This is a genomic window from Paraburkholderia sp. BL27I4N3 (assembly GCF_003386115.1).
In the GTDB taxonomy this organism is placed as follows: Bacteria; Pseudomonadota; Gammaproteobacteria; order Burkholderiales; family Burkholderiaceae; genus Paraburkholderia.
Genome location: NZ_QREJ01000001.1, coordinates 6,135,813 through 6,158,218 on the forward strand (window position 1 = coordinate 6,135,813; position 22,406 = coordinate 6,158,218).

A 22,406-nucleotide genomic window follows, 5' to 3' on the forward strand; every position below is an offset into this window, starting at 1 on the left:
CCCCATCAAGGCTGCTTCCCGATAGATGGGCGGGTGGCGCACGCCGGGTGTATTTTTAGCACGTATCACATATCAACGGGGCCAAATCGCGATTGCTTCAATGCACCAGCACATTGTTGATCTGGACCACATCGGCAATGCTCAGGGCGGCTGTGTCGCCCTTGAGTTGCATCAGCGCGACAATGGCGTCATAACGAGCCGCCAGCAAATCGCGTTGCGAAGAATAGAGCGCGTCGATCGCTCTGAGCACGTCGCTGGCCGTCCGGCTGCCCACCCGAAAACCGACTCGACTTGCCGCCAACACCTCTTGCGAAGACGCCACCAGATGGGCAAGCAAGTCGATTCGCGTGCGCCCGTACTGATAGCGGCTGTAATCATCGCGGGCGGCGGCTTCGGCGTCTCGCGCCGCGCCTGTCAAGCCCTCTTGGGCCTTGTCTTCCAGAGCCGATGACGCCTTTACCTTTGCCTGTGTCTCACCGCCGGAAAAAATCGGTATCGAGACGGCCAGCATGCCCGTTGTCGTGGTGGTGGGTCGCGCGTAACCGGAGGCCGCGCCGGCCGGCGTATAGCTTCCGGCGAGGTACACCGAGGGCAAGTGCTCCGACTGCGCCTTGCTCACTTCAGTCCGGGCGATCTCCCAGTCCAGTTGTTTCAGCTGAACGTTGAAGGCGTGATCCTTTGCCTGCGCGGCCCACGCTTCGATATCCTCCGGTTGCAGGCGCGGCATGGGCAAGGACTCAGGCAATCGCGCGAGCGTCTCGAACGGCACGCCGGTGGCTTGCTCGAATGCGCGGCGCTTCGCAAGCAGCGTGTTTTCAGCGTCCATCCGCTCGATCGCGACCTTCTCGCGCGCGGTCTGGGCGTCGCGCAAGTCGATCAGCGTTGCTTCACCCGCCGCTTTGCCTCGATTGATCAACTGCAGGTGCTGATCGACCGCGGCCGCGTATTCGCTGACGCGTCTCAACTCATCCTCGGCGACAAGCGCTTCGAAATAGACACGCACGGCCCGCAGAATTGCCGCCTGTTGCGCAGCATTCAGTTCGACAGCGCCACGCGCTTCGACAAAATCCGCCTGCTTGTAGTTGCTCCATTTCGTCCAGTCGAACAACGGCTGCGCGATATTGACGGTCCAGCCCGACTGCCAGTAGGTCGTGGTCGGAAAACCATCCGTCGCGAGTCGATTGTAAGTGCGCCCCCAGCCTGCGGAAATCTGCGGCAGTAAGCCTGCCCGCGCCTGCGGAACGGCCTGCTGCGCGGCCGCGTAGCCGGCACGTGCCTGCGCGAGACCGGTGTCGCGGCCGAGCGTCTGTTGCGTGACGGTGACAAGGTCGGCCGCAAATGCGGGACTCGCCATGGCGCAAAACAGGTGCACCGCCACGCGCGCGACACGGAACTTAAACATGGGCCGGCTCCGGCAGAGGATGTAAGTGCTCGGGCACCAGTGCACCGTCTATCAGGCGATACCGAACGTCGAATGCGGCTGCCAGGGACCGGTCGTGGGTGATCACAACGACCGTGCACTTCAGCCGGCGCAGCAAGCCGGCCACGTGTTGCACCGAAGCCGGATCCAGATTGGACGTCGGCTCGTCGAGCAGCAGCAGACTTCGGCCCTGATAGAGCGCACGCGCCAGCAGCAGGCGTTGCCGCTGGCCAGCGGAGATGTTCGCAATGGTGTCGCTAATCACGGTTCGGGTGCGCATCGGCAGACGCATGACGTCCTGCATCAATCCCACGTCTTCGAGCAGCGCATGGACGCGCTCTTCGTCGACACTGGCTGCAAATAACGTGATGTTTTCGGCAATCGAGCCGTGCAGGATCAGGTCGCCCTGCCGCATATGGGCGGCATGCCGGCGGATTTCGTCGATAGTCAGATTGGGCCATGCGATGCCGTTGAGCGTGATCTGGCCTTCCTGAAGCGGCTCGGCAGCCGACAGCAGTTTGAATAACGTCGATTTCCCCGCACCAGACGGCCCCGTAATAGCGATCTTGTCGCCATTACGGATATCGATGCTCACGTCTCGCAAAACCGGCTGGTCGGACACACCGTAGCGAAACGTGAGGTTGCGCACCTCGATACGCTCGAACACGCGTATCTCCGTCACGCGGTTGCGCTCGGCAAGCGGCGTATACCGCTCTTCCTCGCACTCGACGATGTCCGCCACGCGCGCGGTCGGCACGCTCAGCATGAAATACGCGAACGCGCCATTGACGGCGTGGGCAAAGCGCTCGGACATCAACGACTTGTAGATCAGAAACGAATAGAACACGCCCACGGAAACGCTGCCGGCCAGCATCAGCCGCGCGGCGAACCAGGTGATCGCAATCGTGTCCGCGTACTGAACCAGTTTGAGGATCGCGTCGCGCGCGCTGTTCAACCGGTTACTGGCCAGCAGCACACCCACATATTCCTTGTACTTGATCATGTAGAGCGCCGTGCGGCGCGTCTCGCCCTGAGCGAGCTTGATCAGGCCCGCAGCCCGGATCGTTTCGATCAATGCGTCGTCGCAGCGCGCCGACGTTTCCAGCACGAGTGCATGGTTGTCCCGCATGCGCGCGAACATGCCCAGTGCGACGGCGAGATAGAGGACGAACATGGCCACGGCGACCGCCGTCAGCATGCGGCTCTGCACCAGCATCAGACCGAGCGCCAGCGATCCCACCGCAATGTCGATGCACATCGACGTCACGGTTCGGGTCGCATAGACGCTGATCTCGTCCTGCGCCTTGACGCGCGCAAACACGTCGCCGACGTGACGCTTTTCGAACCACGACATCGGGTTGCGCAGGAGATGGCCGAGCAATCCCTCGGTCATGTTGATCTGCGTAAGCTGATGCAGCAGTTCGACAAGGCGCGACTCCACATACTGGCTCAGTGCCCCGACCGCGAAAATGCCGGCAAATGTCAGCACCAACACGCTCAGCAAATTCAGGTTGTCCGCGGAGACCACGTAGTCGAGCACAAGGTTGCCGAGATAAGGCATGGCGAGAATTGCGAACTGGCTTCCCAGCGCGACGAACATGACTTTCGCCAGTTGTCTGCGCAGTGCGGGATTCAGTGCTCGCACGCGTGCAAGCGCGCCGGGCACCGGCGATTTCGCGCGAATGCGCGGCATGGAAGGGGTTGCCGAACATTCCAGCAGATAACCGGACACGCTCGCCATAAACGTATCCATCGAGACCCGCCGCCGCCCGCTAGCCGGATCCACAACCTGAACGTAACCATGCCCGCACTTCTCGAACACCACGAAATGCGCGCCGCCGAAGTGAAGAATCGAGCCCCGCTTGACCGAATGAAGATCCGCCATGTCGAACCGGTAGGCCTGTACGGCCAGGCCGAAGTCGGTCGCTATGTCGTAGAGATCCATCAACGTCAGACCGTTTGCCGATATTGGCCTGAACGCGGACAATTCGCGCACTTCGGTCGCGCGGCCGAGATATGAAAGCACCATTGCCAGGCAGGCATAGCCGCATTCCGCGAGTTCGTTCTGATAGATCGTTCGCACTGGGCCTCCTGTCAGCCTCTGATCATGCGGAAAAGCGGCGCCAGCACCCATTCGGCGATCGTCCTGCGCTCGACGACGATGCTCGCCGTTGCCCGCATCCCCGGCAAGATGTCGAAATGTTGCCTGCCGTAGTCGAACGTCTTGCCTCGCAGCGTCGCCCACGCCAGATAGTCGCCGTCGCCACCGCCTTGAGCGACCAGCGACGCGGGAACGCCAGGCGGCACCGCGGACGCCTGCATGGTCGTGTCGGAAATAGCGTCGATGCGGGCTTCGTAGCTGCCGAATTTCGCGTACGGAAACGCATCGAATTTAAGCCGTACCGTTTGACCTTTTTCGACGAACCCACGACGCCGCGACGGAATACGTAAGGCCGCCCGCAACGCGCCCTTCTCGTCCGTCGCGATGACGAGCGCGACGTCGGAAGCCTCCAGCGTGTGGCCCGGCACGAGCTTTGAAAACATGACGACGCCCGCGTGCGGTGCCGAGATGGTTGCGTCGAGGCGCGACTGTTCGAAGCGCATCTGGATTTCCTGAATGCTTTGTTCGTGCCTGGCGTCGTTCTCTTTCAGTTGCGCGTCGAGGTCGATCAGCGTGCCGCTTAACGTGGATATCTCGCCGCGCAACTGTTCGCGGCGCGCCCTGCCCTGAGCAATGGAGACCTTGACCTGATGCTCGTCGGCGCTGGCCTGCTCGATACGATCGGCTGTCACGTAGTCCGACACCGACTTGAGGCGCACGAGCTTCTGCTGCGATTCGTCCACAAGCTCACGGTTCTGGGCAATCTGTTCATCCAGCGCGCTGAGTTCCGCTCTCCGGCTCGCGCCGGTCAGCGACGAAGCATCCCGCTGCGCAATGAGTTGCGCCTTGCGTTGCGTGTACTGCTCGTCAGCGACGCGAATCTGCTCGTCGCGCATTTGCGAGTCGAACACAGTGCGCTGGCGGCCGTCGCTGGACAGCGATAGATCGCGCTGCAGTGCGAACAAGGGTGCACCCGACGCCACACGTTCCGACGGGTGCACGTACACCGACGTCACGAGTCCGCTCAACCCCCGTATCTTCACTTCAGACGGCGAGACGATTTCGCACTGCACATCCTGCTTGAGTTCGACTTCATGCAGGAAGCCGAAGCCGATTGCGAGCATCATGATTGCGGACGCGACATAGGCGATCCATCGCCACGAGATGTCCTTGAACTGCGGAATACTGGTTGGTTCCATTACTGTCCTTCCGCCTCTCTTCTGGAGCCGGGATGTATCTGTTCAACACCGGTTGCGTGGGCTATCTGGCGGGCGCGAACGCGTACATTGAAGGATGTCCGGCGGCCAGCGAGCGCGCATAGTTGTCTCTCAGCGCTTTCTCGATGCAGTCGGCAAGACGTTGAGGCGCGTCGCTTTGCGCGAGCTCGATCGGCTCCAGCACGACGGCTCGGAAACGTCCGCGCGCGAAACGCAGATAGAACGGCAGCAGCAGCGCGTCGAGCGGCGCGCCCATGCGGAATACGCCGTTATGAATACGCGCCGGACGGCCAAAAATGGACACGCCGACCGTCTCCATGGGATAGCCGCTCAACGTGAACGGCGGAGCATCGGAAAACAGTACGACGACACCGTTGCGTCTGAGCGAGCGCGCCGCGCGCAAACCCAATCCGCCGCGATTCGTTTCGCTATAGGTGTGAAGGATCTCGATGTGCGGAATCATCGCCTCATCGCTTCCGTAGATATCTTGCGGCACGCCGGATACGACACCGATGGACGCGAGACCAAGTTGCTGGCGCAGTTCGTCGATCAGATAAATGTTTGCGTATTGCGAAAGGTAGTGAAACGGCGAAACGATGACCGCCCGTTCCGGCGTCGCTGTTCTCACGTTCCTGATGATCTGCGCGAGATCGCCAGCCGCGCGTTGCAAATCCGGCCAGGTTTCGGCGCGGTTGCGCTGGCGGCCAAAATGAAGCCGTTGATCGATCAATTTCTCGAGCACCCTGCCCGACAGCACGCGATGATCGCCAACACGTTCGAGCTTCAACACGTCGCGCCCGACATCCCGCCGCTCAATACCGCTCCAGCGGAGCCGAGCGTTGAAACGACTCCCCACATACCATGCGGAAATGGCAAGCGGCTCGATCGCACGGAGAGGAATACGCGCGAGACAGGCGCCTTGCGCCCAGGCGCGGCTTCGCCTCGCACCGCGCCTGAAGGCAACGGGCATCGCGCGAAACGCCTTCAACCACTCCATGCTGGCTCCTTCGTCACGGTGACATAGCCATCCCGCAGGAACGCCATCATTCGTCATCTGGACGCGAAACCCGGTCATGAACGACGGGTTTCGCGAGAAGACGGGCCGACAATCAGTCCGCCTTTGCACCCTTACTGCACGCTGCTTAGACGCGCGACTGGGTCTTTGCTACCGGTGCCGGAGCAGCCTTCGGCGCCGGAGCAGACTTCGGTGCGCAGGATGACTTGCAGCAGCCACCAGCGATTTTCGATTGAGCCAGCGCGTTACGATCGATTTTTTGCATTTTCTTGCCTTTAGTGAAATAAAGTTAGTACAGCTATAACTACAGACTGCGAACTGCAAAACATGGCTTTGCTTCTATTGAGGCTCGGCCAATTCTTTAATCTTAGCTACCCGGGCCACGCGGTCTTACTGACAGCCGGAGTCAGGACGTCGCGCGAGCGTCCCAAGCCCTATCAGTGATGCCCGTTCGCGCGCTCGACATCCGACCACAAAACAACCGAATTACGTGCATACACCTTCATCGGCACGGCGTTCATGAACAGCATCAGACGCTCGGCGCCTTCCGTCTGGTCCGCCGTGGCGACATTCCCAGCGACGTTGTCGCCAGCCGGCTCCTGCCTGGTGACCCACGCGTCCCATCGCGACTCAGTCTGCCGGCTCGTCGGCTCGGTGCCACCCGTGACCAGATCGCGGTGGACGCCGATGTCGATCGGATCCGCACCACCCGGCTCCAGATGCGGCACCGGCACATAACCGGGACTGCTCACGTTGGGGTCAACAGAGTCCGACGCGCCGACATTCAAGCCTTTCTTCAGCAGGCCAATGTCCGCTGCCATTTCAGGTCGATTGCCCAGCTCAATGCCGCCGCGATGAACAAACACCGAGCCCCGCATATTCGCCGACGCCTGCGAGTAGCCAGAACCGCCGCTCGCACTCCCGCCGACAGTCGCGTAAGCACTCTGGTACTGCGCATTGCCGCCACCTGTAGTCGAGCGTTCCGAGTGCGTTCCGTACATGCCGTAGCGCAGTTCATCCGCGGTGCCGGCGGAGCCCGCGAGCATGGCCTGTTCGGACCAGCCAGCGCGACTGTCATGCATCAGGCCCGCTGACAGCGACGAAGCGCGCTCCGTCTTGCCGAGCGGCAGCGAGACGCTTGCGAATACCTGGTTGCTCATTGGCCCTGCCAACCCGTTGCGCTGACGAGAAACCGATACCGTGTAATTCAGATTCGTTTCGACCACCCGTAACGCGCTGGCGTAGCCGATCTGAAACTGCGTGTCGGAACCCGAATGGTTCCAATAATTCGCTGTCGAGCCGGCCACATAAAGCGAACCGTCACCGGCGCCGGTGCGCTGGCTCAGGGTGATCTGCAACCGGTTGCGCGGGCGTCCGATGCTGTCTGCGCCGGAACCCGCCTGCACGGCGTCGCGCTGCAGCATTGCGTCGCGCAGCGTGAGGAAGCCACCGGACGAGTAGCCGTACGCTGCGACGGACACGGTCGTATCCGTCTGCTCGATAAACTTGCTGTAGCCGATACGCAAACTTGTGCCGCGCGACCTTCGTGCATGCGATAGATCGGCCTGAGCCTCCGAAACATCGGCCGACAGCGCACCGATCGGCGTACGGAGCGCCGCGCCGATCAGGCCGGACAGATAGCCGTCCGCGACGATCGCCCCGCCATAGCCCGTTATCACGCCGTTGATACCGCGCTGCACCGCACCTTGCAGCAAAGCGCCCTGATGCCTGACCTGCGTGTCACGGGTCACGCCACCGACGATGCTGAAGCGCGTCGAGGCCGGACGCACGAGCGGTACGACAGATGCGTACGGCACAGTGAAACTGTGCCGACTGCCGTCTGCCTCCGTCACGGTAACGTTCAGGTTGCCGCCGTACCCGGTTGGTACAACGTCATCAATCTCAAACGGCCCTGGCGCAACTGTCGCTTCGTATAAACGGTTGCCGTTCTGCGTAACGGTGACCAGCGCATTCGACATCGCCACACCGCGCACCACAGGTGCGTAACCGGGCAGCGACTCAGACGCCGCGCTATCGATACTCTCCATCTTTACGCCACGCACGCCGATGCTGTCGAACACCGCGCCGTCCGTGAACTGGTCCCCGAGCACGATCTGGCTCTTCAACGAGGGGATGTCGTGTTGCAGGTAAGCCGCGACATTCTGGTATGACGTGCCCCGGCCCGTATTGGACTGCAACACACCCTGTTCGCGCACTCGCCAGGTGCCGATATTGACGCCGGCAGTCAAGCCAAGATAACTCTGTGTATCCGCTACTCCCTGACCGGACGTATGAAACGTATTGAACGCGTAGCCAAGCGCCGCCGACGGGCTGTCCGCGTACGGATTCACGACAGGTTCGCTCGTCGGCGCCGGCACGTCGGGCACGATTGCCGAAGCATCGACGCCATCGCCATTGCGCGGGCCGCTGAACACGCTGCTCACGCCGTCAAGCGCCTGCGCGTGCCCGGACGCCGACACGCAAGCGCCGAGCGCGCCGAACATTAGCGCATGGGTGTGCCTGAACGCATGCCTATTCAGTCCCCGCGCGAGTTCGGACTGTCTTTTCCCCGCCATTTCAACCGTCAGTGTTCGTTATGCGTCTAGCGATGCGCACGTGGCTCTGTGTGAGCGCGTTTTCGAAGGAAAGTATCGGCGCTGGCGCTCGCGCCCGCTAGTCGATTTCACTGAGAGAAGACGGGAACTTTCCCAACAGGGCCGTGGGTTTTACGTGCGGTATAAGCATTCGGCGGCGTTGCTGCATTGCCGGTGTAGACGTGGATTTGCGAATGCGGGAAAGGAGCGCAGCCGTGAGCGCGGCAGCTCCGACAGATGGGTCGCGGCCTGAAGCTTGTCCAGGCCGGAAATATCTACGTGAATTAGCACGCGAAAGCGCGACGTGGCCCCTACAGCGCAAGCACCGTCACCCCCACTTCCACGCGATGCGCACCGCCGCCGAGAATCATCCCGCGCAGCAAGGACACGTCACTGTAATCGCGGCCGATGGCAAGCGTCACGTGATCCATATCGGCGAGCACGTCGTTGGTCGGATCGAGATCGATCCAGCCGCTGCCGGGGCAATACACCGACACCCACGCGTGCGACGCGTCCGCGCCGATCAGCCGCGGCTGTCCCGGCGGCGGATCGTTGCGCAGATAACCGCTCACGTAGCGCGCCGGCAAACCCAGCGAGCGCAAGCAGCCGATCATCACCTGTGCGAAGTCCTGGCACACGCCGCTCTTCAGTTCGAAGGCGCGTTCGGCGGGCGTATCGAACATCGTCGCGGAAGGCTTGTAGGCGAAGTCTTCGTGAATGCGGTGCATCAGATCGATCGCGCCCGCGGCGATGGGCATGCCGGGTGGAAAACTCGGCAATGCATAGTCGCGCAGCGACGGCCGCGGCACGATATTCGGCGACGCGAAACAGAATTCCGCTTCGGGCCGGAACTGGCCGCCGACGCGAAAGCGCAGCGCATCGGCCACGTCGTCCCATTCGGGCGTCGCCTCGGGATCGAGATCGGTCCAGCGCGGCATGAGCGCCACCGTGGTTTCGCTCACGAGTTGCAAGCGCTCGTGCGGCGCATCCAGCGCGAAATACAGCACGTCGTTGCCGAATGCGTCGATCCGGCTATTCAGATACGACGGTTCGGGTTCGATCTTTTCGCTGTGCGAGACCACGCGTTGCCACGAACAGGCAATCGGCCGGATCGTCGCGAGATGCTGCGCGGTCTCCACATACGTGGAGTAGCGGTAAGTGGTGCGATGCGAGACGGACAGCACGGTCGGCGTGTGCTTCATGACCACACCTGCGAGGCGACCGTGCTGGCGTGACTGAAATAGCGCGCGCTGATCTCATGCCCGGCCGCGCCGACGAATCCGGCGATCTGATCGCATACCGCAATCAGATTGACGTACGCGCCGTGTTCGTCCACCTCGCACAGCGATTCCAGCGTCGGCAACACATCGGTGGGCGCCATCAATTCGGCGAACGGACGATGCCGCGTGCTGCCCGCCGCCACGGCGATCTCGTCGAGCTTTTTACGCAGCCGCTCATAGACGCCGTAGATGCCGCGCGGATTGGTCGGCTCGATGACCAGCAGGTCAAGCAGGGCCGGCACTTCGAAGCGGCCCGGATAGAGCGAGCGGTACGTCAACGTACTGTCGAACAACTGCAGCAGCAGATCGAAACCGGCTGGCGTGGAGAGCTGGCCTTTGTCGGCGACCACGCGCAGGAACGCGGTCATCGCCGACACGCGTTCAATATGGCGGCCCACGAACAGCAAACGCCATGCTTCGTCGCGCGTCATGCGGTCGCCCTGTGCACCGCTGATTGCCGACAATTGCACCGACAGGTGTTCGAGCGCGTTCATCAGCGTGACGCGGTCGTAACGCTCGTAACGTTCGCCGCGGCCGTTACCGTTAGCTTGTGAGGAAGCTGAACCGCCACCATTGCCCGGCGCCGGCATCAACATCTGCAACGCGTCGCGGAAGTCGTTGCGCGCCGCGAGAATCGTGCGCCAGTGATCGTTCGACAGACGCCCGCGCACTTCGCCATTGGATCGCGCCTGCGAAGTCAGGTTCTGGCCGATGCTCGCGGCGCCGGTGCTCTCGATCAGGTTGGCGACCAGCGCACGCTCGAAAGCTTGTGGCGAATGCGGCGCGAACATGTCGCCGGATTGCACGAGCCCGCAATGCAAGGCGAGTTCGACCAGCGTCGGAAACATCGCGTCGGCGTCGTTGCCTTCCAGCGAACCGAGGATCAGGCGCAACAGCCGCACGTTGTTCTCGGCGCGCTCGCCGTAACGTCCGGCCCAGAACAGGTTTTCCGCCGCGCGGCTCGACACGGTGCGATGCTTGCGCGCGAGGTCGGCGGGCTGCATCGGTGAAGGCAGCAAGGTGAACGTCGAAGTCGGCTGGCTCGACAGTACCCAGGTATCGACGCTGCTGCCGCCGTACTGCATGGACACGGTGGTCTGGCGTTCGGCCGCCATGCGGGTGAAGCCGCCAGGCATCACATGCCAGCCGCCGTTGACGTCCGCAATCGCATAGACGCGCAGCACCGACGGCCGGCGCCCCACGGTGCCATCCTCATAACGCGGTGTGCAGGAAAAGCGCTGCGCCTGCTGGATCGTGTACGTGTCGGGCATGGCTTCGATGCGTTCGCGCCACGTCGACAAGCGCTGGCGTCCCTGCTCCACACCAGGCGGCGCATCGCGGCCGGTAACGGGCCAGGTCGGCACGATGAACGCCTCGTCGAGCCGCCGGAATGCGTGCTCGCGTGCTGCCTCCTCGCCGCACCACCACGTCGCCACGCTCGGCAATATGAGGTCTTCGTCGAGCAGCACTTCGGCGATGCCGGGCAGAAAACCGTGCAACGCCGGCGATTCGACAAAGCCCGAACCCGGCACGTTCGAGACGATCACATTGCCCGCGCGCATGACCTGCAACAAGCCGGGCACGCCGATGCTCGAATCGGCGCGCAACTCGACCGGATCGCAGAACGCGTCGTCCAGACGCCGCAGCACCACGTGCACGCGTTCGAGACCGGCGAGCGTCTTCAGATAAAGCTTGTCGTCGCGCACGGTCAGATCTTTGCCTTCGACCAGCGTCACGCCGAGGTAGCGCGCCAGAAACACGTGCTCGAAATAGGTTTCGCTGAACGGCCCCGGCGTGAGCAGCGCAATATGCGGCGAGTGGTCGGCGCCGTCGCTCTCGTGACGCATCGTGGCCTGCGCCGCCTGCACGAGCGTCGCGATCAGCTGCGAATAGGTCGGCGCAAGCCGGCTCACGCGCAGGGCGCGGAACGGATCGGCGAATAGCGTCGAGACGATCAGGCGGTTTTCCAGCGCGTAGCCGAGACCCGAGGGCGCCTCGGTGCGATGCGCCATCACGGTCCAGTCGCCGTCGGGCGTGCGCGCCAGGTCGACCGCGACCACTTGCAGGTACTGGCCGCCCGGCAGCGCGTAGCCCTTCACCGAGCGCAGATAGCCGGGGTGGCCGAAAACCAGCGCGGGCGGCAATTGCCCGCGCTCCAGCAAGGTTTGCGGCCCATAAATATCGGCGACGATGGCGTTGAGCAGATGCGCGCGCTGCGTCACGCCGCGCTCGATATGCGCCCACTCGTCCTCGCTGATCAGGAACGGCAGCAGGTCGAGCGCCCACGGCCGCGGCTCGCCGTTGTCCGCGTAGACGTTGTAGCTGATGTCGTTGTCGCGGATCTGCTGCGCGACCGAGGCGAGATGATCGTCGAGCCGCGCGATGCCGTCCTCGCCGAGCCGCTGGAAGAATTGCCGCCACGGTTCGCGCAGCGCGCCCGAGGCGTCGCGTAACTCGTCCCAATGTCCCTCGTAGGCCGGCAGCAGGCGCAACAGGGACGAAGCGTCCGCGCGCGCCGCGGACGTCTCGAAGGGAAAAGTCGATTGAAAGGCCAAGGTCGTGTCGTTTTAAGAGTGTGCTGGTTTCACCAGTAGCGCAGATCGAGTGTGAACGGAAACTCCAGACTGCGGTGCGGCGCATCGACCGTGAGCGGCCCCGGCGTATGACCCGACGCGAAGAAGCGCGCGCGCCGCCGGCTTTCCGCCTCATAGGCGTTCACCGGGAAGGTCTGGTAGTTGCGCCCGCCCGGATGAGCGACATGATACTGGCATCCGCCCACCGAGCGGCCGGCCCATGTGTCGACCAGATCGAAAGTGAGCGGCGCGTCCACGCCGATGGTCGGATGCAGCGCCGACGGCTGCGACCACGCGCGAAAGCGCACGCCGGCCACATATTCGCTGACGCGGCCGGTCGGTTGCAAGGGCACCGGCACGCCGTTGACGGTCAGCACGTGGCGATTGTCGTTCAAACCGAGCGCACGCACTTCGAGCCGCTCCACCGACGAATCCACGTAGCGCACCGTGCCGCCCGGCGAGCCCTCTTCGCCCATCACGTGCCACGGTTCGAGCGCGTTGCGGATGGTCAGCGAGACGCCGTTCACCGTGGTCTCGCCGACCAGCGGGAAGCGGAATTCGAAGTGCGGCGCGAACCAGCTGCTGTCGAACGCATAGCCCGCGCGGTTCAGCTCGCCGAGCACGTCGTCGAAATCCATCTTCACGAAGGTGCCGAGCAGGAAGCGGTCGTGCAGCTCCGTGCCCCAGCGCGTGAGCCGCTGCGTGTACGGTGTGTGCCAGAAACGCGCCACCAGCGCGCGCAGCAGCAGTTGCTGCACCAGACTCATGCGCGCGTGCGGCGGCATTTCGAAGCCGCGCAATTCGAGCAGGCCGAGACGGCCGGTCGGGCCGTCGGGCGAATAGAGTTTGTCGATGCAGAACTCGGCGCGGTGCGTATTGCCCGTCACGTCGATCAGGATGTTGCGCAGCGACCGGTCGATCATCCACGCCGGCAGGTTCGCGCTGTCGCGGCCGCCGAGCATGTCGATCTGCCGCTGCAACTCGCGGAACGCCACTTCGAGCTCGTAGACCTGATCGTTGCGCGCTTCGTCGATACGCGGCGCCTGGCTGGTCGGTCCGATGAACAGCCCGGAAAACAGATATGACAGCGACGGATGGTTATGCCAGTACGCGATCAGGCTCGCCAGCAGATCGGGCCGGCGCAGGAACGGACTGTCGGCGGGTGTCGCGCCGCCGAGCACGAAGTGATTGCCGCCGCCGGTTCCGGTGTGCCGTCCGTCGGTCATGAACTTCTCGCTGCTCAGATAGCTTTCAGCCGCCGACTGATACAGATACTCCGTGTGATCGACCAGTTGGTCCCAGTTCGCCGCGGGATGAATGTTGACCTCGATCACGCCGGGGTCCGGCGTGACCTGCAGTATTTTCAGGCGCGCATCGCGCGGCGGCGGATAGCCTTCGAGCACCACCTGCATGCGCAACTCGGCTGCGGTCGCCTCGACGGCGGCCAGCAGATCGAGATAGTCGTCGAGTTCGGTGAGCGGCGGCATGAACACATGCAGCAGTGTGCGGCCGCTGCCGAACGCTTCGGTTTCGGCCTTCGGACCGGCCGCGCGTTTCGGGTCGCGCGCTTCGACGCAAATCGCGGTGCGGATCGTTTCCTTCGACGACTGCCCGCGTTCGGGCGGCGCTTCGTCACCAGGCTGACGCGCGTAGGCCAGCACGCCGCCACCCGGCATGCCGCTCAACAACTCCGCCGCCGAGGACGACAACGCCGCCGCGCGCCGCGCATCGGCGGGGCTCATGTTGCGCTGCTCGCCGTCGTACTGCATGCGCAACTGCGCGGCCGACCTCAACGGCACGGGCGGCGCGAACGGGTCGTGCGCATGCTGATACGGATAGTCGGTCTTCGAGACCCATGGCAGCGAATCGAGCGGCAGGCGGTAACCCATCGGCGAATCGCCGGGAATCAGGAACATGCGCTCGTCGCGGAAGAACCAGCGGCCGCTGACCCATTGCGGCGGCTCGCCGGGCAGATCGCGTTCACGCGCGAGCGGCAGCACGAAGCCGGTCGCGCCACCCAGGCCCGCGTCGAATACGCGGCGCAGGCGCACGCGCTCCAGTTCGTCGTCCAGCCGCGCGTCGAGTGGATCGACGTTGACCGGCAGACGGCGCTCGCGCCACAGGTAGTACCAGACGTCCTCGAAACCGGGCTGGATGCAGTCGGTGTCGAGCGAGAGCTTGGTCGCGAGATGCGCGAGGAAGCGTTGCGCGTCGGCCGCCGTGTAGGTGCCGGGCTCGCGTTCGTCCGCGAACAGCGACGGATCGTGCCAGCAGGGCTCGCCGTCGGCACGCCAGTACAGCGACATCGCCCAGCGCGGCAATTGCTCGCCGGGATACCACTTGCCCTGGCCGATATGCAGGAAGCCGTTCGCACCGTAGCGCGAGCGCAGCTTGTCCATCAAAGCGACCGCGTAGCCGCGTTTGGTCGGGCCGAGCGCGTCGGTGTTCCATTCCGCGGCGTCGCGGTCGCGCACCGAGACGAAAGTCGGCTCGCCGCCCATGGTCAGGCGCACGTCCATGTCTTGCAATTGCTGGTCGACCTGCGCGCCCATGTTCAGCACGTCGGCCCAGACCGCCTCGCTGAACGGCTTGGTGACGCGCGGCGTCTCCAGAACACGCTCGATCGACATCGTGTGTTCGAACTCGACCTCGGATTCGTCGACGGCGCCGGAGATTGGCGCCGCGCTGCCCGGCTCGGGCGTGCAGGCGACGGGGATATGCCCTTCGCCCGCCAGCAGCCCGGAGGTCGGATCGAGACCGATCCAGCCCGCGCCCGGCAGGTAGACCTCGCACCACGCGTGCAGGTCGGTGAAGTCGACTTCGGTGCCGCTGGGGCCATCGATCGATTTCACGTCAGGCGCCAGTTGCAGCAGATAGCCGGACACGAAGCGCGCCGCCAGCCCCAATTGCCGCAAGGTCTCGACCAGCAGCCAGCCGGAGTCGCGGCACGACCCTGCCGCGCTCACGAGCGTTTCCTCGGGCGTCTGCACGCCCGGCTCCATCCGGATGAGGTAGCGGATCTCGCGCTGCAGCCGCTGATTCAGGCCGACGAGAAAATCGGCGGTGGCGGCCGGTGTGCGGTCGATACTCGCGACGAACTCGGCGAAGCGCGGCGTCATGGGCCGCTTGACGCGGTAGGGCGCGAGTTCCAGCGCGAGGCCGGGCGAATACTCGAAGGGAAACTGCTCGGCCGAGGGTTCGAGAAAGAAGTCGAACGGGTTGTAGACGGCCATTTCGGCGACCAGATCGACGGTCACCTTGAATTCGCGCGTCTTCTCGGGGAACACGAGCCGGGCCTGGTAGTTGGCGAAGGCGTCCTGCTGCCAGTTGATGAAGTGTTCGGCCGGCTCGACCCGCATCGAATACGACAGGATCGGGGTCCGGCAATGCGGCGCAGGCCTGAGACGCACGACCTGGGGCGACAGTGAAACCAGCCTGTCGTAACGGTAATGTGTGACATGATGCAACGCGACGCGTATGGACACACCGGACTCCTGGACGAAGGATGGCAGCCCGCCAAAAAGCAAGCTTCATGCCGTTTATGGAACGCCTGTCAAACAAGTGCGAAAAACCGCTTGAACTGCCTGGACTCCCCGGATCATCGCCTGCTGTGAAGTTTGCGGCGCATCGCCGACCGTCCGGTCGATCGGATCAAGCGCCGTTCCACTGCCGTTTTCAGGGCTACGCACCAAAGCGGCGCAGCGCCGATGCACGATCATGCACGTAATGTGCGTTAAACCAGTGACGTCTGGCAAATGCGGCATGAAGATTGCGACACAGCGTCTTCTACGACTGCCCTCCCACCTCCCAGGCTCCACCGATGAAAACCTTCCACTGCAACCATTGCTCGCACCTTGTCTTCTATGAAAACGTTCGCTGCGAACGTTGCGAGTCGTTGCTCGGCTATGTGCCCGAACTGGCGGAAATCAGCGCGTTCGAAGATGCCGGCGAAGGCCGCTGGCGCAGCCTGCACCCGGGCGCCGAAGGCGCGCTGTTCCGCCAGTGCCACAACTACGCTGTCGAAAACGTCTGCAACTGGATGATCCCCGCCGACTCGCCGGACCAGTTGTGCCGCGCCTGCCAGTTGACCCTCACCATTCCGAATCTGAGCGCGCCCGACAACCGCCTCTACTGGTATCGGCTCGAAATGGCCAAACGCCGTCTGCTCTACACGCTGGCCGAACTCGGCCTCGACGTGAAGTCGCGCCAGGCCGATCCCGAGCACGGCCTCGCGTTTGAGTTCCTCGAGGACGGCGGCGACGGTTCGCGCGTCATGACGGGCCATGATAACGGGCTCATCACGCTCAACATCGCCGAAGCCGACGACGCCCACCGTGAGAAAGTGCGTACCGCGATGGGCGAGCCCTACCGGACTTTGCTCGGCCATTTCCGGCACGAGACCGGGCACTACTACTTCAGCCAACTGGTGGAGAACAATCCGCGCTGGCTCGAGCCGTTCCGCAAACTGTTCGGCGACGAAAGCGTCGACTACGGCGAGGCGCTGAACGCCTACTATCGCGACGGCGCCCCGGCCGAGTGGCAGGCGTCGTTTATCAGCGCGTATGCCACGATGCATCCCTGGGAAGATTGGGCCGAGACATGGGCGCATTACATGCTGATCGTCGACGTGCTGGATACGTCGACGTCATATGGCGTGGCGCTCTTGCCCGACGACCCGAGCGAGCCGACTCTGACCGATCGCACGCCCGTTGAAGACGCGAGCTTCGAGAATCTGATGAAGCGCTGGTTTCCGCTCACTTATGCGCTGAACAGCCTGAATCGCAGCCTCGGCATGCCGGACGGGTATCCGTTCACGCTGGCCGCGCCGGTGGTGGAGAAGCTGCGCTTCGTGCATCGGGTGATTGAAGCGGCCGGCGATAAATCGCAGCCGCGGGAAGCGGCGACGCCGCCGGGTCAGGCGGCGGTGGTGGCAGTGCAGGAGCCGGAGGCGCAGGCTGGGGTGGCGCGTGCACTGAAGACGGCGGCGGGCGCGGCGCCGGGCGACGCGATTGACGCGCCGGCCGCGCAGGCAGAGCCGCCGTCGCAGCCCGCGCCTGTCGCCGCTCGGACAGCCCCGGTCAAACGGGCTACGAGACGACGGTAACCCGTATTTCGGAAGCAAACCGCTCTGATTGGGGATCGGCTCTAAAAGCCGCATCCCTGACACATTCAGCGCCGGCAAGTACCGGTCATCGCACGATCCCCCTCAAAAACCCTCTCTCAAAATAAGACTCTTCCTACATGCAGCCCGGTCGAATTCTTTGACAATCAGGTTCAGTTGGCGACACACGCAATAAACGCAGATCGCCTCAGTCGGCGCGCCGTGCTTCGAATCACGCGTCGCAACCCGCCTTCGGTTGCAAACGCCCTGCCGCCCGCCTCCCTGTCATTGAACATAACGCGCATGCGGAACGCCGCAAGCCGTTCACCATCGACCCAAGCCATGAGCACCGAATTTTCCCTCGAACGTTTCGAATCCCAGATCCAGTCCCGCGACTACGACGCCGCGCACGAGGAGTTCTGCACGCTACTCAAGACGCTGTCCGGCAAGCGCGGCAGACTCGGCGCCGAACCCTTCGCCCGCACCACGCCAAACTCACCTGATGACGAAAAATCGCTGGATACCTTGCAGCGCATCGCCGACGGTTTCACAACGCTGTTTTCCGCCCCCGAGTATCCGCTCGAGGCGGAGAAGATAAACGTCATGTTCTGGGGCCGGCCGTGGATCAACATGATCTTCGCCGTGTCATCGTATGGATCGACGGATCACATCGTGCGCAAGCTCCTCGAAACCGTCCAGAACGACGATGAAGCGCGCGCCACGTTAACCCGCAAGCAACTCGTGCTCTACACCTCGGGCTCGCAATACGATATCGATTTTGCCGACCTCCACCAGCGCGACCCCGTGCTCGCGACGAGCCTTGGCGTTTCGATGGTCGCCGGGGCGGTGCACATCTCCCCCGCCGCGCACGAAAAGCGCGAACGTCTGCTCGAATGGTTGCCCGGCGCGCTCGACACGATCGAAGACCTCGACGACTTGCCGACGGGCGCCGTCTGCGGCGCCTACATGCACTGCAGTTATTCGACCTCGCCTGACCGGCATGAGATCAAGCGCAGCATCAACAGGCTGGTGCGCAAGAAGCTGGACACGCTCGGCCTGCTCGGCCACGAGGCCAGCGTCTCCCGCACCAGACTCAAAGGACGCAAGCCGGTAATGCTCGTCGTGCTCGAATGGTTCTCGGGCGGTCACTCGATCTATCGAACCCATTCGCGCACCATGCTCGCCGCGCGCCAGCATTTCGAAGTCGTCGCGTTCGGCGAGGCGCAGCACGTGGACGAAGCGGGGCGCGCGATTTTCGACCGCTTCGTCGAATTCGAGCATCCGGAATATATCGGCGACTGCATCCGTCAAATCCAGGAATTCGCCACGCGCGAGAAGCCGGACGTGCTCTATATGCCGAGCGTCGGCATGTTCTCGCACACGATCTTTCTGTCGAACCTGCGCGTCGCGCCGCTGCAGATCGCGGGACTCGGCCATCCCGCGACGATGCACGCGGCGCATATGGACTACGTGAGCGTCGAGGACGATTTCGTCGGCGATCCGGCCTGCTTCAGCGAAAAAATGCTGCGTTTGCCGAAAGATGGCCAACCGTACGTGCCGTCGAAACTGCTCACCAACGTCGTGCCGTCCGTGCCGGAGCGCGGCGAAGTGGTCAACATCGGCGTGACGGCCAGCGCGATGAAAATCAATCCGCACTTTCTCGAAACGTGCAAGGCGATCGTTCACACCGCGCGCGTGCCGGTCAAATTCCATTTCATGACATGCTGGAGCGAAAGCATCGATCTCGCGTACGTCAGAAAATCGATCTACGCGACGCTGCCGGAATCGAGCGTGGATGTCTACGGCTCGCTCAGTTATCCCGAATATCTGAAGATCCTCAACACGATGGACATGTTCGTGAGCCCGTTCCCGTTCGGCAATACCAACGGCATTGTCGATTCGTTCACGATGGGCCTGCCCGGCGTCAACCTGTGCGGACGTGAAGTGTTCGAGCATATCGACAGCGGCCTCTTCGAGCGCGCTGGTCTGCCGTCGTGGCTCACGACTCACTCGATCGGCGAATACGTGCGCGCCGCCGCCCGGCTTGCCGAACAGCACGATGAGCGCGAAGCGCTGCGCCGACGCCTGATCGACGGAAAAGCGGTCGAGCGGATCTTCGAGGGACGCCCCGAGGCGTTCGGTGAGGGCGTATTGAAGTTGCTGAACGGTCTCGGCAAACGGTAAGTCATTCGACCGCGTCAAACGCACGGGCCGCGACGGAAGATCTCCGTCGCGGCCCGTTTTCACATCCGTCGTCTGTCGCCTTGCTCAATACGCGACGTAAGGGCCCATGCCGCCGGGAGTCGGCTGCTGCTCGATGGCGGCGTACACACTGCGGCCGTAAAAGAACGGCAAGCCCCAGTCGAAGATCGAAGACGTGACGAACGCCGGTCCCGCCAGAAGCGGCAGCGCTGAATCGCCGCTATACGTCTGGGCGATCGTGGTGGCATTGCCGACGCTGAAATTCACCGCGCTCGTGGTGCCGTTCACGCCCTGGATCATCGCGCTCAATTGCTCGGTCGACACCGGGCAGTAGTACGAATTGTTCGGGCTCGCGCAGACCGGCAACGCACTGGTCTGAAAGAACAGGCCAGTCGAGCCGCTGTCCAGAATACTGCGCGAATACGTGATGCCGTTCTGCACGGTCGTGAAGGTACCATTCGACGGACTCACGCCAATCACCTGCGCGCCGCCCAGCGTATTGTTGGTCTGCGTGCCGATACCGAATATCAGTTGCCCGCTGACCGACTGCGCGCCGCCCGATACCGCCGGCAGGCTCAGCAGCGAACCGTTGTTGTCGGTGGCGAAGTACGGAACCGGATTGGCCACTTGCAACCCTTCGGCGAGCGGAATCGACGTGCATGTCGCGCCGTTGCAGCCGTAGTACGTGCCGGCCAGCGCCTGCTGGACGCAGTTCGCGCCGCAATCGTGCTTGAATACGCCAATGCCGAGAATGCCGTTGGCCTGCAACGTGGCCGGCGTGTTGCGCGGCGCGCCGAAGTTCGCGCAATCGGCGGGCAGCGTTGCGTAATTCGGGTCGATCACCTGGATCGGCAGCGACGCGGCTTTTTCGCCGGCAATCTGCAAGTCGGCGAGTTTGACCGGGCCCCACGTGTAGCCGTCGAAAAACTGCATGCATTCGGCGACCAGATGGCCCGACGCGTCTTGCTGTTGCGGCAGCGTCATCGAAGCAGGCAACTGGGACGCGAACAGGCGCACGCCCCACGACCCGGTATCGACCAGCACGTGATCGATGGTTTGACATTGCGTCGTGCCCGGCGCGCAGATGGTGAGGCTCACGAACGGCATGTTCGGCACATCGCTCACGCCGGAATCGACCGTCACGCGCACTGCGTTTGCAGCCAGCGTTTGCGACAGCGGCGAGGTGTTGGCCACTGACGGACCTGACGAGGTGCTGGTCGAACCGTTAGTGCCGGCCGCGCTGCCTGAACCGCTGGAGCCACCGCCCCCGCCGCCGCAGGCACTGACGAGCAACGCGAGCAATGCCGCGCACAGCAAAGTTTTGAACGAAGACGCAAGGCGCATGGTCCGCTCCGTTATTGAATGACGCCGACATCGACGCCCGCCGGCACCGCTTGCGGCAGGTATGCATGGCCGGAGAACGCGCGCAGATGCCCACCGGAGTACACGACCAGGTCGCTACTGGAAACCGCGAGCGGCGTACCGTGGCGCGTCGTGGCGGCGACGACATACGCGTCGAAGAAAGTCCCGAGCATGGATTTCAGATCGGGCAGCGTCGGCCCTTCCCACGCGACGCCGAACACGATGCCGTTGCGCGCGACGTACTCGCGCACCAGCGTGCCGGACGGCAGCGTCATCAGGTGTACCGAGTACGCGCTTTGCGTAGTGGCTGTGTGCGCCACCGCGCGCAATCGGGATTGATCGCCGTCGACGGTGCTGACGTTCTGGCCCAGCGTCGCATGCGCGCCAAACGACAGCACCCAGCCTGCCCCGAGCATTGCGTGAGCAATGCGGGAATAGAGCATCGGTTTCAAGTGAGTTCCTTCGAGGTGAAACGCTCGTGACCTGGCATCGAGCCGATCACGAACGGAAAACTAGGGGCGCACGCTTCGCCGGTGGTGCCGCGCTGCATTCACACTGGTTGGGCTGCGTGAATGCGTCTACGGAGTGGCGGCGCGAAACTTTAGGCGTGGCGGCGACGCGCGCCAATCGTTTGCGCAGAGATTTAAACCTTTGCTCCGCGCGGCGTCGTTTGGGCCGGTTTGATATTTCAGGACCAGATCACGAAGGGGCGGCGCTTGAGCGCGCATTTTCGCGTCGCGGCTCGTTTAAAGCGAACAATGAAACGCGCGGCCGAAGGTCGACGCAGAAAAAAATTGATGCGCGCAGCGTTGTGCGGCGAATGTAAGCGGACACTGAAAAGATCGAACAAAATGCCGCTTTTTGTCCGACAAGACAAGGCCTTAAAAGGGTTTTTGTAGGACCAGATAATCGATGCGTCGGCCGTGATTTCCAGAACAAAAAAATGCCGCGGATAACTCGAAGGTTATCTGCGGCATCGGTGACTCGAACGTGACGCGTCAGCGATTCAACGCATCAGCGTTCGTTACTTTTTCTGCTGCTGCAAAAGCGATTTAAGCTCCTGCACGTTTTCTTCTACGCGTTTTGCGATCACCGCGTACGACTCGGCTTGTGTCTGATACGCGGCTTGCGCCAGTTGCTGCATATCGGCAAGCGACTTGTGCAGACTTTGCTGGATCAACTCGGCAGCTTTGCCCGAAGGCGCGGCGCCGCCGGCTGACAACTGCCCCGTCAGCGACTGCAATTCGCGCAAGGTCGAGCGCAACATGTCGGCCTGTTTCTGCGCAAGCGACTGCATCCCCTGGAAAGCAGTCTGATTCGCCTGAACCAGTGCTTCCACGTCCTTGCGTCGCGCTTCCATGATGGCGGGTACGTCAAAGCCGGGGAGCTTGAACTGCTCCAGCATTTTGGTGAAATCGCCAAACGGATTGGCGGCGTCAGGTCGGTCCATGCGAAATCCTCCTTAACGGTTGAATACTCGCCGGCGGTGCATCGCCGCGTTATGTCTGCGTGACGCATGCACTGGCGGCGCGGCGTGTGCC

General features: G+C 63.1%; 13 protein-coding genes. 2 read left to right on the forward strand and 11 right to left on the reverse strand.

The annotated features are described in order from the left end of the window. Nucleotides 1-97: 97 nt before the first annotated feature. The 8 genes from B0G71_RS27895 to B0G71_RS27930 form a co-directional block, all read right to left on the reverse strand. Complete coding sequence (locus B0G71_RS27895; RefSeq protein WP_116145823.1) at nucleotides 98-1,402, reverse strand: TolC family outer membrane protein; 1,305 nt, start codon at nucleotides 1,400-1,402, stop codon at nucleotides 98-100. Continuing rightward, the gene (locus B0G71_RS27900) at nucleotides 1,395-3,503 is read right to left on the reverse strand and encodes a peptidase domain-containing ABC transporter (protein ID WP_116145825.1); all 2,109 of its coding nucleotides are present in this window, start codon (nucleotides 3,501-3,503) and stop codon (nucleotides 1,395-1,397) included. The genes B0G71_RS27895 and B0G71_RS27900 overlap by 8 nt, the downstream gene beginning before the upstream one ends. An 11-nt stretch (nucleotides 3,504-3,514) precedes the next feature. Beyond that, nucleotides 3,515-4,720: an HlyD family secretion protein gene (locus B0G71_RS27905; protein ID WP_116145826.1), complete on the reverse strand. Its 1,206-nt coding sequence runs from the start codon at nucleotides 4,718-4,720 to the stop codon at nucleotides 3,515-3,517. Between the two features lie 61 nt (nucleotides 4,721-4,781). Continuing rightward, nucleotides 4,782-5,735 carry a hypothetical protein gene (locus tag B0G71_RS27910; RefSeq protein ID WP_116145828.1) on the reverse strand — a complete coding sequence of 318 codons (954 nt, stop codon included), beginning with the start codon at nucleotides 5,733-5,735 and terminating at the stop codon, nucleotides 4,782-4,784. Between the two features lie 455 nt (nucleotides 5,736-6,190). Continuing rightward, nucleotides 6,191-8,329, reverse strand: coding sequence for a fimbria/pilus outer membrane usher protein (locus B0G71_RS27915; RefSeq protein ID WP_116145829.1), 2,139 nt, complete (start codon nucleotides 8,327-8,329; stop codon nucleotides 6,191-6,193). Between the two features lie 329 nt (nucleotides 8,330-8,658). Next, a complete protein-coding gene (locus B0G71_RS27920; RefSeq protein WP_116145831.1) occupies nucleotides 8,659-9,549 on the reverse strand; it encodes a transglutaminase family protein in 891 nt (296 codons plus the stop codon). Beyond that, complete coding sequence (locus tag B0G71_RS27925) at nucleotides 9,546-12,182, reverse strand: circularly permuted type 2 ATP-grasp protein (RefSeq protein ID WP_116145833.1); 2,637 nt, start codon at nucleotides 12,180-12,182, stop codon at nucleotides 9,546-9,548. The genes B0G71_RS27920 and B0G71_RS27925 overlap by 4 nt, the downstream gene beginning before the upstream one ends. Before the next feature lie 29 nt (nucleotides 12,183-12,211). Next, nucleotides 12,212-15,685 (reverse strand): DUF2126 domain-containing protein, encoded by a 3,474-nt coding sequence (locus tag B0G71_RS27930; RefSeq protein ID WP_116145834.1) that lies wholly within the window; start codon nucleotides 15,683-15,685, stop codon nucleotides 12,212-12,214. Nucleotides 15,686-16,020: 335 nt separating this feature from the next. On the opposite strand from B0G71_RS27930, the gene B0G71_RS27935 reads away from it, so the two are divergent. Both B0G71_RS27935 and B0G71_RS27940 read left to right on the forward strand, forming a co-directional pair. After that, nucleotides 16,021-17,304, forward strand: coding sequence for a putative zinc-binding metallopeptidase (locus tag B0G71_RS27935; RefSeq protein WP_116145836.1), 1,284 nt, complete (start codon nucleotides 16,021-16,023; stop codon nucleotides 17,302-17,304). Nucleotides 17,305-17,643: 339 nt separating this feature from the next. Then, entirely contained in the window at nucleotides 17,644-19,485 is a 1,842-nt protein-coding gene (locus B0G71_RS27940) for an adhesin (protein ID WP_116145837.1), read from the forward strand. 84 nt (nucleotides 19,486-19,569) lie between these two features. Here the strand turns inward: B0G71_RS27940 and B0G71_RS27945 are convergent, their stop codons facing one another. The 3 genes from B0G71_RS27945 to B0G71_RS27955 form a co-directional block, all read right to left on the reverse strand. Beyond that, nucleotides 19,570-20,847, reverse strand: a complete 1,278-nt coding sequence (locus B0G71_RS27945; protein WP_116145839.1) for a DUF3443 domain-containing protein — start codon at nucleotides 20,845-20,847, stop codon at nucleotides 19,570-19,572. An 11-nt stretch (nucleotides 20,848-20,858) separates the two neighbouring features. After that, nucleotides 20,859-21,308, reverse strand: coding sequence for a DUF2844 domain-containing protein (locus B0G71_RS27950; protein ID WP_116145841.1), 450 nt, complete (start codon nucleotides 21,306-21,308; stop codon nucleotides 20,859-20,861). Nucleotides 21,309-21,889: 581 nt separating this feature from the next. Beyond that, a complete protein-coding gene (locus B0G71_RS27955; protein ID WP_116145842.1) occupies nucleotides 21,890-22,315 on the reverse strand; it encodes a phasin family protein in 426 nt (141 codons plus the stop codon). Nucleotides 22,316-22,406 lie beyond the last annotated feature (91 nt).